Source organism: Methanospirillum hungatei (assembly GCF_019263745.1).
GTDB classification, from domain to species: Archaea; Halobacteriota; Methanomicrobia; order Methanomicrobiales; family Methanospirillaceae; genus Methanospirillum; species Methanospirillum purgamenti.
On sequence record NZ_CP077107.1, the window covers coordinates 2177950 to 2193994 of the forward strand.

The 16045-nt window shown below is 46.4% G+C and carries 17 protein-coding genes; 8 read left to right on the forward strand and 9 right to left on the reverse strand.

What is annotated here, in order from left to right; translation table 11 throughout:
* Nucleotides 1-35 precede the first annotated feature (35 nt).
* Nucleotides 36-608: a chemotaxis protein CheW gene (locus KSK55_RS10455; RefSeq protein ID WP_214419690.1), complete on the forward strand. Its 573-nt coding sequence runs from the start codon at nucleotides 36-38 to the stop codon at nucleotides 606-608.
* A gap of 3 nt (nucleotides 609-611) precedes the next feature.
* Here KSK55_RS10455 and truA read toward each other — a convergent pair whose 3' ends face one another.
* Together truA and KSK55_RS10465 are read right to left on the reverse strand one after the other, a co-directional pair.
* On the reverse strand, nucleotides 612-1430 hold the full coding sequence (gene truA, locus KSK55_RS10460; protein WP_218606857.1) for a tRNA pseudouridine(38-40) synthase TruA: 819 nt from the start codon (nucleotides 1428-1430) through the stop codon (nucleotides 612-614).
* Nucleotides 1397-2062, reverse strand: coding sequence for a CehA/McbA family metallohydrolase (locus KSK55_RS10465; protein WP_218606858.1), 666 nt, complete (start codon nucleotides 2060-2062; stop codon nucleotides 1397-1399). The genes truA and KSK55_RS10465 overlap by 34 nt, the downstream gene beginning before the upstream one ends.
* A gap of 48 nt (nucleotides 2063-2110) precedes the next feature.
* Between KSK55_RS10465 and KSK55_RS10470 the strand changes: the two genes are divergently transcribed.
* Genes KSK55_RS10470 through KSK55_RS10485 form a run of 4 tightly spaced genes read left to right on the forward strand, consistent with a single transcriptional unit; the run spans nucleotide 2111 to nucleotide 4915 of the window.
* Nucleotides 2111-3526: a dihydropteroate synthase-like protein gene (locus tag KSK55_RS10470; RefSeq protein WP_218606859.1), complete on the forward strand. Its 1416-nt coding sequence runs from the start codon at nucleotides 2111-2113 to the stop codon at nucleotides 3524-3526.
* 56 nt (nucleotides 3527-3582) lie between these two features.
* Entirely contained in the window at nucleotides 3583-3954 is a 372-nt protein-coding gene (locus KSK55_RS10475) for a Mov34/MPN/PAD-1 family protein (RefSeq protein WP_214419686.1), read from the forward strand.
* Nucleotides 3951-4421 carry an FAD synthase family protein gene (locus KSK55_RS10480; RefSeq protein WP_218606860.1) on the forward strand — a complete coding sequence of 157 codons (471 nt, stop codon included), beginning with the start codon at nucleotides 3951-3953 and terminating at the stop codon, nucleotides 4419-4421. The genes KSK55_RS10475 and KSK55_RS10480 overlap by 4 nt, the downstream gene beginning before the upstream one ends.
* A complete protein-coding gene (locus tag KSK55_RS10485; protein WP_218606861.1) occupies nucleotides 4421-4915 on the forward strand; it encodes a DUF367 family protein in 495 nt (164 codons plus the stop codon). Before KSK55_RS10480 ends, KSK55_RS10485 begins: the two co-directional genes overlap by 1 nt.
* Before the next feature lie 34 nt (nucleotides 4916-4949).
* Here the strand turns inward: KSK55_RS10485 and KSK55_RS10490 are convergent, their stop codons facing one another.
* The 4 genes from KSK55_RS10490 to KSK55_RS10505 form a co-directional block, all read right to left on the reverse strand.
* Nucleotides 4950-6245, reverse strand: a complete 1296-nt coding sequence (locus KSK55_RS10490; protein WP_218606862.1) for a tetratricopeptide repeat protein — start codon at nucleotides 6243-6245, stop codon at nucleotides 4950-4952.
* 245 nt (nucleotides 6246-6490) lie between these two features.
* A complete protein-coding gene (locus KSK55_RS10495; protein WP_218606863.1) occupies nucleotides 6491-7276 on the reverse strand; it encodes a tetratricopeptide repeat protein in 786 nt (261 codons plus the stop codon).
* 68 nt (nucleotides 7277-7344) lie between these two features.
* Nucleotides 7345-7926: a DJ-1/PfpI family protein gene (locus KSK55_RS10500; RefSeq protein WP_214419681.1), complete on the reverse strand. Its 582-nt coding sequence runs from the start codon at nucleotides 7924-7926 to the stop codon at nucleotides 7345-7347.
* Nucleotides 7927-7937: 11 nt separating this feature from the next.
* On the reverse strand, nucleotides 7938-9068 hold the full coding sequence (locus KSK55_RS10505) for a hypothetical protein (protein ID WP_214419680.1): 1131 nt from the start codon (nucleotides 9066-9068) through the stop codon (nucleotides 7938-7940).
* Nucleotides 9069-9200: 132 nt separating this feature from the next.
* Between KSK55_RS10505 and KSK55_RS10510 the strand changes: the two genes are divergently transcribed.
* Complete coding sequence (locus KSK55_RS10510) at nucleotides 9201-9572, forward strand: pentapeptide repeat-containing protein (RefSeq protein WP_218606864.1); 372 nt, start codon at nucleotides 9201-9203, stop codon at nucleotides 9570-9572.
* 14 nt (nucleotides 9573-9586) lie between these two features.
* Here the strand turns inward: KSK55_RS10510 and cofH are convergent, their stop codons facing one another.
* On the reverse strand, nucleotides 9587-10672 hold the full coding sequence (cofH, locus tag KSK55_RS10515) for a 5-amino-6-(D-ribitylamino)uracil--L-tyrosine 4-hydroxyphenyl transferase CofH (protein WP_218606865.1): 1086 nt from the start codon (nucleotides 10670-10672) through the stop codon (nucleotides 9587-9589).
* A 4-nt stretch (nucleotides 10673-10676) separates the two neighbouring features.
* Nucleotides 10677-11384 (reverse strand): S24/S26 family peptidase, encoded by a 708-nt coding sequence (locus KSK55_RS10520; protein ID WP_256663984.1) that lies wholly within the window; start codon nucleotides 11382-11384, stop codon nucleotides 10677-10679.
* 99 nt (nucleotides 11385-11483) lie between these two features.
* Between KSK55_RS10520 and KSK55_RS10525 the strand changes: the two genes are divergently transcribed.
* Entirely contained in the window at nucleotides 11484-12908 is a 1425-nt protein-coding gene (locus KSK55_RS10525; protein ID WP_218606866.1) for a DNA-directed DNA polymerase II small subunit, read from the forward strand.
* Here the strand turns inward: KSK55_RS10525 and KSK55_RS10530 are convergent.
* Nucleotides 12874-13788, reverse strand: a complete 915-nt coding sequence (locus KSK55_RS10530; protein WP_218606867.1) for a tetratricopeptide repeat protein — start codon at nucleotides 13786-13788, stop codon at nucleotides 12874-12876. The two genes, KSK55_RS10525 and KSK55_RS10530, sit on opposite strands and share 35 nt — an antisense overlap.
* A 189-nt stretch (nucleotides 13789-13977) precedes the next feature.
* On the opposite strand from KSK55_RS10530, the gene KSK55_RS10535 reads away from it, so the two are divergent.
* The gene (locus tag KSK55_RS10535; protein ID WP_218606868.1) at nucleotides 13978-15996 is read left to right on the forward strand and encodes a sodium-translocating pyrophosphatase; all 2019 of its coding nucleotides are present in this window, start codon (nucleotides 13978-13980) and stop codon (nucleotides 15994-15996) included.
* Nucleotides 15997-16045: the final 49 nt, after the last annotated feature.

Consider the following 16045-nt stretch of genomic DNA (forward strand, 5'->3'; position numbering starts at 1 on the left):
TCGGATGGATGCCCGGCTATGATATGGGAGATATTATGGGGACATTTCTTGTAGACTATCAAAGCCATGATGAACCAGTGGAAAAAGTACCGGAAATTACAAACCAGGCGGTCAAAAAGATCAGGGCTGGTTCAAAAGGGGTGGGGAATCTTCAGGTTGTCGAATTTATTCTCGGAAATGAATTATTTGCTATAGACCTGTTTGAAACCAGGGAAGTTATCAATTATACTGAAATTACTCCTCTTCCCAATACTCCTTCATTTATCAAAGGAATTATCGATCTGCGTGGAATCATCACAACCATCATCGATCTTAAAGAGATGATGAACATTACCCGGGAGGCAGATGGAAAGAAAAAATCCCGGATTATCGTTCTTGATGCAACAGTTTCGGAGAAGATGATCGGGGTTTTAGTTGATGATGTCCTGGCCGTCTCAACATACACAGAGGAAGATATCGATAAGGATACCCATGCATCAAAGAGCAGTGATCGTGATATCCTTGGTATCATCCGGAAAAAAGTGAAAACCGGTGACCGTGATAAAAGTGATCTGATCATCTGGCTTGATATCAAAACCATGATTCACAAGGTCGAGCAGGATCTGTAACCATCAGGGAACCAGGAGAGAATAGACCTTTCCAAGCAGCAACAGTTCTTCTGCCTGGTTTTGTAATCTTCTCGTTTTGAAACCGGGCACATTCATCTCCTGCCAGTCAAGATCTGTTTTCACATCCCAGAGGATCAATCCATCAGGGGGAGCTGGTTTTATCTTATTTTTGCATGCACCGGAGAGGTACTTCTCTAGACCTGATCGTGATAGGGTGCCTTCTGATACCTGTATTAATGATGAAGCAATGCACCTGACCATATGCCATAAAAAGCTCTGTGCAGTAATCTCAAGCCATAATCCGGATTCATCGTACGATATCTCAACAGCATCGATTGTCTTTTCAGGTGTTTTTCCTGGCTCTATCCGGGCAAAACAGGTAAAATCATGTTTTCCGAGAAAAAGGGGAGCAACATCCTTCATTGCATCAATGTCTGAAGGAACCTGTGAAAAGTAAAACCGGTATGTCCGGTTGATAACATCATACCTCGGATAGAACGTTTCCGGTGCATAACTCCATGATGTCACCCAGATATCCGGAGGGAGCTGACCATTTATAGCCCTGATGGCCCGGTCTGGGTTGGATGTTGACAATGCAAGTATCTGACACCTGGCATGCACTCCCCGGTCTGTTCTCCCAGACAGGGCAAGCCGGGATTCCTGCCGGTTTGTAATTATTCCTGCCCTGATACAGGCCGCTTCAATCTCTCCTTCTATGGTCCGCCTGTCTGGCTGGTATTGTGAACCAAAGAAGGCGGTCCCGATATATCCAATCTGAAATGCCAGCCTTACTTGTGAAGTCTGCCCCGGATCTTCCGCCATGAATTCCGCAATGACTGTTTGGTATAAATTCTGACCGGAGTTTTTCTTCCTGCCGGCTGTGTTTTTCCATCCCTGATTGCATTGAGGATGGATCCGATATCTTTCTCAGCATCTATCAGGGTTCTTCCATACCCGATAAACCTGGCATTATGGGCATCACTACCGGCAACTGCAGGTTTTCCCATCTTGCGTGCAAGCCGCATCGCCCGCTGGTTTGCATGGGGAATGACATACCGGCTGTTGTATACTTCTATTGCATCAGCAGCACCAAATGCTTCAAAACATTTCAGGGCTGCACCATGCCTGTACCGGTGGAATGGATGGGGCAGAATGGTAACTCCACCGGCCTGATGCACTTTTGTTATGGTATCCAGGACTGGCATACCTGGTTCTGGAGCAGTTGTAACTCCAAGCGCTATTAGATGTCCGTCTTTTGTTGACACTTCAACACCAGGAATTACCAGAACCTCAGAAGCGATTTCCCTGGCTATCTGGTACCCGTCCATGGTGTCATGGTCCGTGATTGCGATGACATCTATTCCAACCGCTGCAGCGGTGGCAAGAACCTGTGCTACTGAACTCTCCCCGTCTTTAGAACAGGAAGTATGAATATGGAGATCGGCTGTGAGCATCCCTGACTACACTATTCTTTTTATCTCACCGGTATTAAGGAAAGGGTGATGAGGATCCTACTGCCTACCGGAAGGGTTACGTATACCATGGTATGTGATGCTGCAAAGGGATTTGACGCGGATGTAGTTGTTACCGGTGAACTTGCATCATTTCTCTCTCCGGAAAAACTTCTCTCCATCCTGCGTTCAGGAGAGTCGTATGATATGGTACTCATTTCAGGAATGTGTACTGCATCATTTCTGAGTGTGGAAGATGAAACCGGAATCCCGGTGTATCGTGGGCCGCGGCATGCAGCAGACTTGAGAATGGTCCTCCCGCTCATTGGCAAGATCCCGTTATCAAGAGAGGTTCCGGCTGATGAATTCCTCTCCGGCGAGCGAAAAAAAGAGGCATACAAAAAAATCGCTGCCAGGGAAGTGGAAGGTGAACCTGCCTTCTGTATCCGGGGAGTGAAAATTGGTGGAAAGACCAGGATTAAAGTCCTGGCAGAGATTATGGATGCCCACCGGACACCAGATATCAGGCAGAAAGTGAGTGATTTTTTTGACAGAGGAGCCGATATCGTTGATCTCGGATTTGGATTTGACGCATGCCCGGATGATGTTCGCGCAGTCTTTTCCCAGCTTGCAGACCTTGATAGACCACTTGCCATTGATTCCCAGGATCCTGCCCTCATCGCAGCAGCACTCTTTCGGGCAGACCTCATTCTCTCTCTCCAGGAAGAGAATATGAAAGATATCGGGAGCGATGTTGCAAAAGCAGGATGTGCAGCGGTAATTGTTCCTGGAAATGCTGGCCTTGAGTCAAATATCAGGCAGGCACTGGATTTTGGTATACAGGACATAATCGCAGACCCGGTTCTCCAGCCCTGTGGTTCAGGATTTGTTCAATCACTCTCCCTGTTTCAAAAACCAGGAGTTCCTCTCTTCTTTGGTGCAGGAAATGTCATCGAACTTCTGGATGCCGATTCAGTCGGGATGTGTGCCCTTCTTGCCGGAATGGCGTATGAAACTCATGCATCTGTGATTTTTTGCAGTGAGCACAGTGACAAAACAGCCGGATGCATATCAGAAATGCGGTCTGCCACAAATATGATGGCATTAATAGAAGGAAGGCCCTATCCGAAAGATCTTGGTATTGATCTGTTCTGGATCAAAGAAAAGAGGCGACGAAGAGAACCACCTTTGGAATATAATCGTGTTATTATGGCTGAATCCATGCCCCGGGAAATAGCATATGATCCACGAGGGAACTTTCGGATAGGTGTTGAAGGTGAATACATCGTTGCAGTCAGGAACGGAACGGCAATCAAAGGCTCCAGGTGGCAGGATGTATTATTCACAATAATACAGGAAGACGGGGTCTCTTTGTTTGATCATGCCGGATACCTTGGTGCTGAACTCTACAAGGCTGAGTTATCTCTTCGGTTCAATAGAAGTTTTGAACAGGACGGACCGTTCTGAGCACAATAGCCTTGTATAATCAGAACCGATGAATACGAAGGATTACGAGCAGTAGTATGAATATTTCCGCAATACATAGAAATACCCTTGATCTCCTGCTGGCAATGGGACGTGAATCACATCCACGGGAATTTGCCGCACTGCTCTCTGCAGAGTCAGGTGTCATATCTGAAGTCCACCTGATACCAGGATCAATCGGGGGTGAAGCAAGTGCCCAGGTTCCTTTTGAGATGGTTCCTCTCCATCTAGGAATAACCGGGAGCGCTCATAGTCATCCGAATGGTGCAATATGGCCGTCTGATGCTGATATCCGGTTTTTTTCCGTAAGTGGGAGTTGTCATATCATCGTGGGATACCCGTACGGACCAGATGACTGGCGGTGTTTTTATCCGGATGGAACTCCCGTCACTCTTGAGGTGGTACCATGATCCGGGTGGTTGCAACCGGAACCTTTGACATCTTACATCCCGGCCATCTCTGGTATCTCAAAGAATCAGCACAACTTGGGGATGAACTCTATGTCATTATTGCCCGTGATGCGAACATCAGGCACAAACCAAGGCCGGTCATCCCTGAAGAGCAGCGGCGATGCATGGTAGAAGCACTTCGGCCGGTTACCAAAGCCATCTTAGGGGACCTTACTGATATGTACAGGCCAATCCGGGAATTAAACCCTGATATTATCACCTTAGGGTGTAATCAGCATTTCAACCCGGAAATTCTGGAGCGGACTCTTGAAAAACAGGGAATGCAGACAAAAGTTGTCAGGATATCTGCATTCACGAATTCTCCTTTTACCAGCTCCCGTGACATTGTCCAGGAGGTTATCCGAAGGTCTGACGACATGAAACGGCACATAGAGCCAGGAGATCATTCATCAGGATGTGATGAGTAATGATCCCCTTGCTTTCATACCGGGACAACTCCTGTGATCCCAAAAAATGTACGATGAAAAAACTTGAACGAGCCGGAATGGTCAGACTTTTCTCCAGGCTTTCATCAATTCCCCGAAACAGTCTCATCCTTGACCCGACAGCCGAGCAGGCCCTCTCCCCTGCTGACCGGGAAAAGACAAAGACCATCACCGCTCTTGACTGTTCATGGGAAGTCCTGGATACAGATCAGGTGAGATCATGGAGGTTTAAACGTGCTCTCCCCTATCTTCTGGCTGCAAATCCGGTAAACTTTGGGAGGCCGTTTCGCCTGACTTCTGCAGAAGCGATGGCAGCTGCCCTTGTCATTTTAGGAGAATCATCCCAGGCTGAAATGCTACTCAGCAAGATATCATGGGGTATCAGGTTTTTGGAACTAAACCGTGAGCCACTTGATGCATATGCCCAGGCTGCTGATAGTGCTGAAATAATTCAGATACAGGGTGAATTTTTCTAAAAAAAATTTCAGGTTTTAATATTCCCGAAATATTCTATTTTGATACTGCTATCTTGCCTGCCCGCTCAAAACAGATATTTGCTTCCCTGGTTTCATTCATCAGTTTTAATGCCTTCCCTTTTGCGTACCAGGCAATGGAAGATCCAGGATCTTTATCGATGATCTGATCAAAGTAGGTGATCGCCGTACTTGGTCTGCCTGCATCAACGAGGATGTTTCCTAAAATGTACATTGCTTCAGTATATGAGGGATCAATCCGGATGGCCTGAAGAAAACAGTCAATTGCTTCAGTCTCATTACCCATGCTTTTCAGGGTTTTCCCCATCTCAAAATAGGCGTGGGCATTATTTGGATCAATTTCAATTGTTTTCAGCATTGCATTCAAAGAATTCCGGTACCCTCCCATCTTGCGGTATGCAATCGATTTTGAAAACCAGGCTGCAGAATATCGTGGGGCAATTTCCAGAGTCTTATTAAAATATTCAATGGCGGTTTGCGGATCTTTGTCTTTATGCAGACAAATATTTCCCTGCAGAAGATAGGCTTCAGCGATCTGCATCTTGTAGGTTTTGTTATCCGGATTAATCTCTAATGCCTGCTCATATGCTTCAATTGCGTCATCAAACTGCTTTAATACCTTGTATGAGTTCCCAAGAAGGACATATGCATGAGGATCATCACCCCTTTGTTTAATGACCAACTGAAAGCATTTTATCGCAAGGTGGTATGCACCAATCTTCATCAAACAGCGACCTTCAGAGAGCAGAATGTCCGGATCACGAGGACTTTTTTTCAATGCAATTTCATATGCATCAATCGCATCGTGATATTTTCGTTGATCAAAAAAGTATTTTCCTTTTAACTCATAGGGATAATCATAATTTTTATCCAGTTTCAGGGCTTTATCAAAATATTCAATCGCATCATCTCTTTTATTCAATGTCCAGAGTGTCAGCCCTTTGGCATGGAGTGCCGGAACATAATCATGATTCCTGGTCAGCACTTTATTACAGCATTCAATTGCTTCAAAGCACTTTAAGGGCTCTTTTTCCATCAAGGCAAGGTTACGGAGATTTAATGCTTTCCCTATCAGGTAATCATCAATGTCAGGATTTATTTCGAATGCCCGGGTATAGCATTCTTCTGCCTGGGTATATTTTTTCACGCCTGAAAGTGCTTCTCCAAGTCCGTACCAGCAATCTGAATGCCCTTTATCACACTCTATACCACGGTGAAATTGTTGAACAGCCTCTTCGTATCTTTTTTTATTGACGAGTTTCATCCCTTTTTGAAAATATGAATCTGAATCACTTCCTGACATCCATCCCATATTTTTTCACTCCTGATATCCGGAAACCACAGGAAGAAAACGAAGAAGGTGTATTTTTATTATTTTTATTATTTTCATAGATCTCAATCCATTATACTATATGATCTTGTTATTGTATACTATCCTGCAAAACATTCTGGTATATTCGAGAATGTTTTGCAGATATCTATGTAGCGTTTTTGGTGCGCACGTCTTGAAACAATCTCCGTTTTACTACCATTATTCTTAGGACGCTGTGTAGGGCACTATAGTAGATCACCAGATTGTATCATGATATCAAAACCTTGAAGATTTGTGAATATCTTTTGACTTAAATCAGTTGATCTCATCGGATCCAGCTCAAGTGCCTGACGATAACTCTGGATTCCGTCAGAAAATGCCTGGTTTTTATTCAAAACATCATGGACATCATCAGAATCAGCTCGAGAACCTGTCTGTAGTACACTGAGCTGGTTCATCAGCGATGAATTCGCTGTCGCAAGACCAATGTAGGCATCTCCCCGTAATTCCCAGACATCCGGATTATTTGGCTGGTTCTTGAGAATTTCGTCGGTTTTATCAATCGCTTGTTTGTACTGGCCGGATGATATTGAAGACTGGACAATCGTCAGTTGATCTGACACATCAGCTGGCTGAGCATATGCAATTTTCAGCAACAAATCACGTGATTCTTCTGTTCTACCAAGTGTTTTTAGCACATCCGATTTCTTTTTCATCACAGCAAGATTGTTTGGATTCTGTTCCAGTGTTTTTGTATAAACGGTCAGCGCTTCAAGGTGTTTTCCACTGGATGCAAGAATATCTCCTTTTTCTTCCAGGGAATCATAATTGTCAGGTTTTATTGAGAGTGATGTATCATAAGCGAGTGATGCGACATCCTTGATTCCTACCTGGGCAGAAAGGTCTCCAACCTGGTTCAGACTGGAACTTAAAAATTCAGCAGGCTGATTCATTCCTGCAATTTCAGGGAGAAAGATTACCAAAGCACCTGTAATAAGAATGAATATCGCAATGAGTGTAATCACTTTCATTGCATATATCTCTCGGTGAAGTATAATTTAAGAATTATTTAATGAAGTTGAAGGATTTAAAAGGATACTTAAATATCAAATCCAAGTTTGTTTGGCGCAGGGACAACCTGTGGGCCGTTAAACTCAGGGTTCCCATACAGATATTCAACAATTAATTCAGCAAACCGTTTTGCATCACTGGGATCCCGAGCTGTTACAAGTCGGTCTAAAAAGACGAATGGTTTATCTTCAAACTTCACATCCATCTTCATCATCTCCCTGATGGCCATCCCGGATATGACAGTCGCAGGTCTTTTTTTGAGAATGCCTGCCTTTGCCATCACGACCGGACCGGTACTGATACCACCAATTACCTTCCGGTGTATCCGGAAGATCTTGACCAGTTCTAACAGGTCCGGATTATTCCAGAAATGAGCCTGGGCTCCCTGACCGCCAAGAATAGTCAGAGCATCAAATTCCTCTTCGCGTGTTAGTATCACGTCCTCAAAACTGAGTGGAACAAAGACTCTTCCACCAAAAGTTCCTTTTGCCTGGCCTGCTTCCCGTGAGGCAAACTCATACGGGATCTTATTATGATCAAATACTGCCGTAACCTGGGCCAGTTCCTTGTCATGGTACTGGGCAGGAGGGACTGCGATGAGGATCTTCATGGAAAAAAATTTTAATTATCGGTAGAATCTGCTGTTCCGCCACTTAAGTAATCAGCCATATCACCGGTGACAAATCCTAATTCTCCCATCTCCTGGCCGCCCATACTTACTTCACCAAACTCAGGGAACTTGGGGAGTGTACTATTGGTTCCGTTTGGAATGATATCGTCAAAGTGTCCGATTGCCTTTTGTGCCTCGTCATAATATTTCTTTGCGTTATCATAATTTTCCTGACCATTTGAGACAGATGAGACAAAGCTCCGGTCATCAATATATCCTTCGTACCGGTCCTTTGCCTCTGAGATAAGGTAGAAGAATGCATCTATGTAATTAGCCTTGTCATAAAAGTCCTCTGCGATATTCATGCTGACAAGGTCCATATATGTTGTATCTGCCCAGTCAACACCCTCTCCAATCAGGAACCGGTGACCTGGAGACTTTTCTGTCTTGTCATTGAAAGGATCATCGTCCGGCTTATTTGCCTGATCTACATAATCCTCAAACCAACGGACAGTAATTGTTTTGAACTTCTCTGTCAGGTCAGGGCTTGACGGGTCAGGAGTCTTTTGTGTCATTGGGATGGCTATCTCGAGACCTTCAAGGGTGCTGCCCTGCTGCTCCTCTTCTTCCTGAGGAAGTGCTGCTGAAGCATCAGGCAGGGTGTACATCGTCATGTTCGGGAATTTATCTTTAATCTTGTTCCAGAACTCGGCAGAAACCTGGTAGTACTGGTCTACAACAGTATAGTACTCTGATCCATCAGAAGAACGGGAGACTGAATTGAGATATGAATGGTAGTCTTCAAATGTGGAGCCTGCCATCGATGTGTAGTAAAGATAGCCGACAATATTGTTTGCATCTGCAAAGAATTCCGGACTCACGTTCTCCATGATAAGCCGGTAATATGCATCGGTTACTTCACTCAGCTTTGAACCGGTCGGGACCGTGGAGTTCGAAATCTTCTTGATTGCCTTCTCTGCTTCGGTCATGAATGCTTCGTCATTATACGGGCTCGCATCCGAAGACCCTTTCATGCTGAGTGGCATCTGCTGAAAAGTTGGAGCAAATGCTGCGCTACTAACCGCAACAAAGAGCACCAACGCAGCGATGCCGGATATTATATAGAATATGCTGCGTCTCATACTCTCAGTCATCATGTAGGTAACTCAAAAAGGTTTCCTATGTCACATGTTTTAGATGAGTATATTTCCCCACTGCGCCTGATAACTGATATAGTAATATCAAACAAATTATCACACAAACAGGTGGGCGGAGTGCCAGAAGCAGAACAGGTTGAAGCAATAAAAGGAGGAGTCGCTTCATGGAATCAATGGAAAGCGGCAAATCCAAGAAAACGTCCGGATCTGAGGGGGGCTCATCTTACCGGACTATCTCTTGAAGGGATCAATTTAAATGGGGCACGGCTTGCCGAGGTTGATTTTGAATTTTGCAATCTGAAAAAAGCAAATTTTGCCGGGGCAGATCTCAGCCGGGCAAATCTCTCAAACACCGATCTGACTGATGCCGTGTTTCTGAATGCAAATCTTCAGGGTGCTCGTCTGACCGGAGCAACGGTAACCAGGGCGGATTTCAGAGGTGCCAATGTCGCCGGGGCAGACATCAGGCAGATAAAGCGCGGCCTCTGATTCCTGTCCACTTTTTATTGTATTATTTTATAGAGTGTCGTCCGTTCAGCGAGGACTTTCCCAAGATCTGAACAGATATATTCCATTTCATCAGGATCCAGATATTCTCCGGTGGATCCTCCTGCTTCTCCGGTCACATCATCAAGATACATCGTGCCAGCAAGGTCATCTGCACCGGCCAAAAGGGCCATCTGTGTCATCTTTGTCCCAAGTTTCGGCCATGATACCTGGATATGATCAAAGTTATCCAAAAACAGCCGGCATACAGCAGTCGTGACCAGATCATCCCTGCCGGTCGGACCATACCTAACCAGACCCTTTTCGTACAGAGGCGTTTTTTGGTGGATGTACGTGAGGAGAACCATCTCTGTGAATCCTCCGGTATCATCCTGGATCCTTCTGATTCTATCCAGGTGTTCAGCCCTGTCCCGGGGGGTTTCGGTTGATCCATACATGATGGTCGCTGTTGATCGAAGACCAAGACTATGGGCCTCACGGGCAATCCGTTCCCAGACTTCGGTCTTCACCTTTGCCGGACAGATGGTTTTTCTGACCTCATCAACCAGGATTTCTGCAGCAGTTCCCTGCAGGGTTCCAAGACCTCCTGCCATCAGCTGCCTGATAACCTCCGGAGTTGGAAGATTTGCCTTTCGTGCGACGAAGTCTATCTCATCAGGAGAAAATGCATGAATATGAACAGTTGGGTGAATTTCATGCACCCACTTCATAAACTGTAGGTATGTTTCAAGGGTAAAGTCAGGATGAACACCGGAGAGAAAACATATCTCTGTAACATTCCGTTCTTTTGCATACCGTGCCTGTTCCTTTACCTCATCCTCACCAAACAGGTACGCCCCCGGACTCTTTTTGGTCCTGCCAAATCCGCAAAATCCACAGAGGTTTTTACAGATATTGGTGATATGGATATTCTGATTCCTGACAAATGTGACCCTGTTTCCGTTCTTTCTTCTGCAGACCTCATCTGCTGCCCGAAACAGGTCGAATACCTCCTGACCGGATACAGAAAGGAGAAAAGCCGCTTCATCTGGGGTGAGGCGATGTCCTGCCAGGGTATCTGATAAAAGAGTATGGAGATCCATACGCTTACCTGTTCCTCTTTTGGTTTGTTTCTTCTTCCCGTTTTGCACGGCTGCGGAGATAGAGTTCGTGGAGCACCATAATTACAACAACAATGATGATGACCGGGACAATATTTAATGGCAGGTATCCGATGTAGGGAACAGAGTACATCGCTTTCCCGATGATCCACTCCTTCTTAACCGGTTCAATCGGTCCACCAAGGTTACGGTAATTTGACCAGCCAACCTGGTCGATGACCGGATTATTATCTCCTTTGGTGATATATCCTTCATGAGGAGCGGTATATGTCGCAGTTTTCATTCCTGCCTCTAAAGCGATCTCCTCTCCTTCATCAACCCAGAACATGGCCCGATGAATTATCGGATGAAGTTCGGTGTTCCCGTTCGGTCGGTATATTATTACATCACCAGGCATCCCGAACTTTTCATACCCGGATGCATTGCCTTCTTCAAGACTTTGTAACTCACCGTACCGGTCGCCGGCAACCACTAACACCAGGTCACCCACGTTCATGTGTGGTACCATGCTCTCTGATTCGATGGTCACAATTGCCGGCCATGTTCCACAGATCAGCAGAAGTATTGCAACAATGGCACCCACGGTTACCAGAACAGATGCTATCTCCCTGACAGCCGAGGGGAACTGCCCGTCGCTCTTCCAGAATGTGATAATTTTATCCCGTATTGTTTGTTTGGCGTTTTGATCTGCCATGATGTCTGTATATGGTTTTAGATCTGGCCTCTTAAGGGTTCACTTCCTGACATGGTCAGGCGGGTATATTTTCATTCGTGCTGAAGGTACTAGTGCAGAATGCTTGACAGCACCATGATCGTGGAACGGTTTCTGGATACAAAACTCCAGGTTCATCCGGACGTGGTCAGATATATCCGCGAACAGAAAGATGAGCGGCTTATTGACACGATCATCTCCGGCGTTCCTGATGATTGTGTGGTAGTTTCACTCAGGCATATTCCTGGTCTTCTCCCTTCACGAGATGGTGTGCGGTTTTTGTGTGATCCTGAAGTGGAGATCATCTCCGGCCGGATGGGAACCTCGAAGCCGGTGGGGAGGGTAGAGGACTATATCATTTATTTTGCAGACCGGTATGCCAGACTCTCCGGTATGATCCGGGGGAGATGTAATCCGGTTCCCATTGAGGCACTCAAACGAAACAGCCGGTATAAACAGGAGGAGTTTGCTGTCTGTGGCATGGTCATGGAGGTCCGGAGCACCGGTAATGGTCACCGGATGGCAGAGATAGAGGATTCAACCGGATCTGTTATGGCCCTGTTTAATAAAGACCGACCGGATTTTTCAGAGGCAGAGCGAATTGTCCCTGATGAGGTTATCGGGGTTCGTGGCTCACTCTCAAGTGAAGGAAATCTCATCTTTGCCGACCAGATATTCAGGCCTGATATTCCATTTTCTTATGCTCCCTACACGAGTGACCGGAAAGGGGCCGCAGTCCTGATATCTGATGTCCATGTTGGAAGTGATACGTTCCTTGATGATGAATGGAACCGGTTTGCAGACTGGCTGAGCGACAGTGAGGTCTCCTACCTTCTTGTAGCCGGTGACCTAGTAGATGGAATTGGTATTTACCCTGACCAGGACAAAGAACTCGTTATCCCCAATATTTATGAGCAGTATGATGTGCTTGGAACGATGCTCTCAGACCTGCCTTCCCATCTGAAGATAATTCTCGCTCCCGGAAACCATGACGTGGTGCGGGGGGCCGAACCACAACCGGTCATCCCTGAAAAGTTCAGGAAAAATTATTCCAGCAATTGCCTGTTTGTCGAAAATCCCGCTCTCGTCAACCTACAGGGAGTGAGAGTACTGATGTATCATGGGAGATCATTTGACGATCTCATCGGTCTTATGCCGGGGGCGAGCTATGAGAAAGCCTATGACGTCATCCCTGAGATGCTTAAACGCCGTCACCTTGCTCCATGTTATGGTAAAAGAACCCCAATTGCTGCAGATACCGTGGACCGGCTGATTATCGATCCCATCCCTGAGGTGGTACATACCGGCCATGTCCATATTTATGGGATCAGCAGATATCGCAATGTCCTGGGAATCAACTCAGGGACATGGCAGAGTCAGACGGCATTTCAGAAACAGATGAATATTCAGCCGACTCCGGCAGTTGCCATCTCACTTGATCTGACAACACTCCAGCCCCGGGTGCATGATTTCATGAATGATTCCCCCGAGCCACTCGTTTTGTAAGAAGTGGTTTTTTTGCTTCTTCTTCCTGCGTTTTATACCAGGCAAGAAGGATAGCGTCCACTTCCTGTTCCCATGCGATAAGGTCAGGATCTCCGGGCATGAGCCGGATAGTTTTCCTGATTACATGTACTGCCTCTGGATACCGTCCAAGGTCTTTGAGCACCAGAGCATATTTTTTTGCAGCGTCCCCATATGCCGGATCACTCCTGACTGCATGTTGGTATAAATCCTGGGCATCTGCTAGTCGTCCCTGCTGAGCGTATACATCAGCAAGATGGGACAGAACTTCAGCATCATGGGGAAGAAGTAAGTATGCGGATTTCAGGGCTTTTTCAGCTTTGGTGATTTCTCCTTCGGCTGCAAGGATGGTTCCCCAGGTATCCAGAAACGGACCGTTTTTATCGATCTGGCTTCCCAATTTCTCCATTATTCGTCGTGCATTATGTGGATCCCCGGATATTGAGAGGATATATGCCGCTGCATTGTCCAGATCTGTATCATCCGGGTATTTTGCCCGTAAGGCTGTAACCGTTTTGAGTGCCTGGTCATATTTGTTCATCCGGGTATATACAAAGGCAAGAAGGAGGGTACTGTCGTATGAGCGTTCCTCATCCGGAATCAGGAGAAGGAGATCTGCGGCGGTTGAATATTCTCCCCGGTGAGCAAGTCCGGTCGCCAGGTCTTTATAGAGCTGATCCTGGTGCAGCCTGATATCATCCTCTCCAAATGTATATGTCCCGTTTTCAAATACAGTGAGGATTATTTCCTTGTTCTTCTCGGCCAAAAGGGCTGACAGGTTATCACTGGAATTCGTGGCATTACCAAAGGCCGTTACTCCGGGGATAATAAACAGGATGAGGATTATCAGCCGGAAAAACATTGAGATCAAAATGCAGGGGAAAAAGAAATGGCTTGTGGATCGAAAACCGCGTTTTTGAAATGGACGAGTATTCCTAGTGAACCGACATATAAATAGCGCGGTTCCAATTCGTATCGTTATTTACGTATAATCAACGAATGATAACAGATCACCGTCTCGATTCTCAGTTTCTGACTGGACGTGATACGAATGGATATGTTATATATTGTACCGGTTTGTGCCCTTATCGGGCTTATCTTCGCTGGTCTCAGCTACGCCCGGATGAAAAAGGAATCTCCGGGTGATGAACTGATGCAGAAGATTGCCGCAGCCATTCATCTTGGTGCAATGACCTACCTCAAACGGCAGTATACTGCCATTGCGGTCTTCGTCGTTGTTCTTGCGGTAATTCTGTCTCTTGTAATTAACCCTCTCACCGCCGTCTGTTATGTTGTTGGAGCAGGTCTTTCTGCCCTTGCAGGTTTTATTGGCATGTTTTCCGCAACAAAAGCAAACGTCAGAACCGCAAATGCTGCAAAGCAGGGAATGGCATCGGCCTTTAAGGTTTCATTCTCCGCTGGTATGGTCATGGGTCTGACGGTTGTCGGTCTTGGTATGTTGGGTCTGTCTCTGATGTTCTTCCTTATGACTGGAATCACTGGTGTGACAGATCATGCTACTATCAGCATTCTCTCCGGGTTCTCTCTTGGTGCATCATCTATTGCACTGTTTGCCCGTGTTGGTGGTGGTATCTTTACCAAGGCAGCTGATGTCGGTGCAGATTTGGTTGGAAAAGTTGAAGCAGGCATTCCTGAGGATGACCCCCGGAACCCGGCAGTCATTGCAGATAATGTCGGTGACAATGTCGGTGATATCGCCGGTATGGGTGCTGACCTGTATGAGTCATATGTTGGTGCAGTCATTGCTACGATGCTTATCGGAGCAACTGCCGGTATGGCAAGCCAGTTCCCAGGCGTTCCCTCAATGAACCTGATTGCCCTTCCAATGATGATCGCAGGTCTTGGAATTATCGCGTCCGTCATTGGTTCATTCTTTGTCCGGACCAACAAGAACGAAGCACATGCAATTCACAAGGCATTCAACTCAGGAACCTTTGCTGGTCTTCTCCTGACTGTTGCCGCTGTCTACGTTCTTGTTGAGATGCTCGCACCAGGTCAGCTTGGTATCTTCTATGCAACCATCGCTGGCCTTGTCGGTGGATTCCTGATTGGTCTTGTGACTGAATACTACACGTCTTATGATCACAAGCCAACCCAGTCCATTGTCAAGTCTGCAGAGACCGGAGCAGCAACCGATATCATTGCAGGTATTGCAGTCGGTATGGAGTCAACCTTCATCCCGGTGATCATCGTCGCAGCAGCTATCCTGATTGCAAACTACTTTGGTGGCATCTATGGTGTAGCCCTTGCCGGTGTCGGTATGCTTGCAACCCTTGGTATTACCCTCTCCGTTGATGCATACGGCCCAATCGCAGACAATGCAGGTGGTATTGCAGAGATGAGCCACCAGGGTCCAGGCGTTCGTGCCATTACCGATACCCTTGATTCAGTCGGAAACACAACCGCTGCAATCGGTAAGGGATTTGCAATTGGTGGTGCAGCACTGACCGCTCTTGGTCTCTTTGCCGCATACACTCAGGCTGTTAAGCTTGAGATGGTCAACATGCTTGAACCGGTTGTCTTTGTCGGTATCCTCATCGGTGCCATGCTTCCGTTCCTGTTCTCATCCTTTGCCATGAAGGCAGTCGGAAAGGCAGCAGGATATATCGTCGAAGAAGTCCGCCGCCAGTTTAAGGAAATCCCAGGACTTATGGAAGGAAAGAACGATCCGGACTATGCTTCCTGTATTACTATCTCAACCAACGCAGCACTGCGTGAGATGATACTCCCAGGATTAATGGCAATTGCAGCACCGATTATCATTGGTATTGCACTTGGTTCACATGCCCTTGCAGGACTTCTTGTCGGTTCAATCTCCTCTGGTTTCCTCGTTGCTGTTATGATGGCAAATGCCGGTGGAGCATGGGACAACACCAAGAAGTACATCGAACAGGGACACTCCGGTGGAAAAGGTTCCTTTGCTCACAAAGCAGCGGTTACCGGTGACACCGTTGGAGATCCGTTCAAGGATACTGCAGGACCAGCTCTCAACATTCTGCTCAAATTAATGGCAATTGTTGCAGTGGTCTTTGCACCTATCTTCCTGTAAACCCAGGACATCCCTTTTTTTTGTCAGCAGATGAGTTTTCACAAAACTG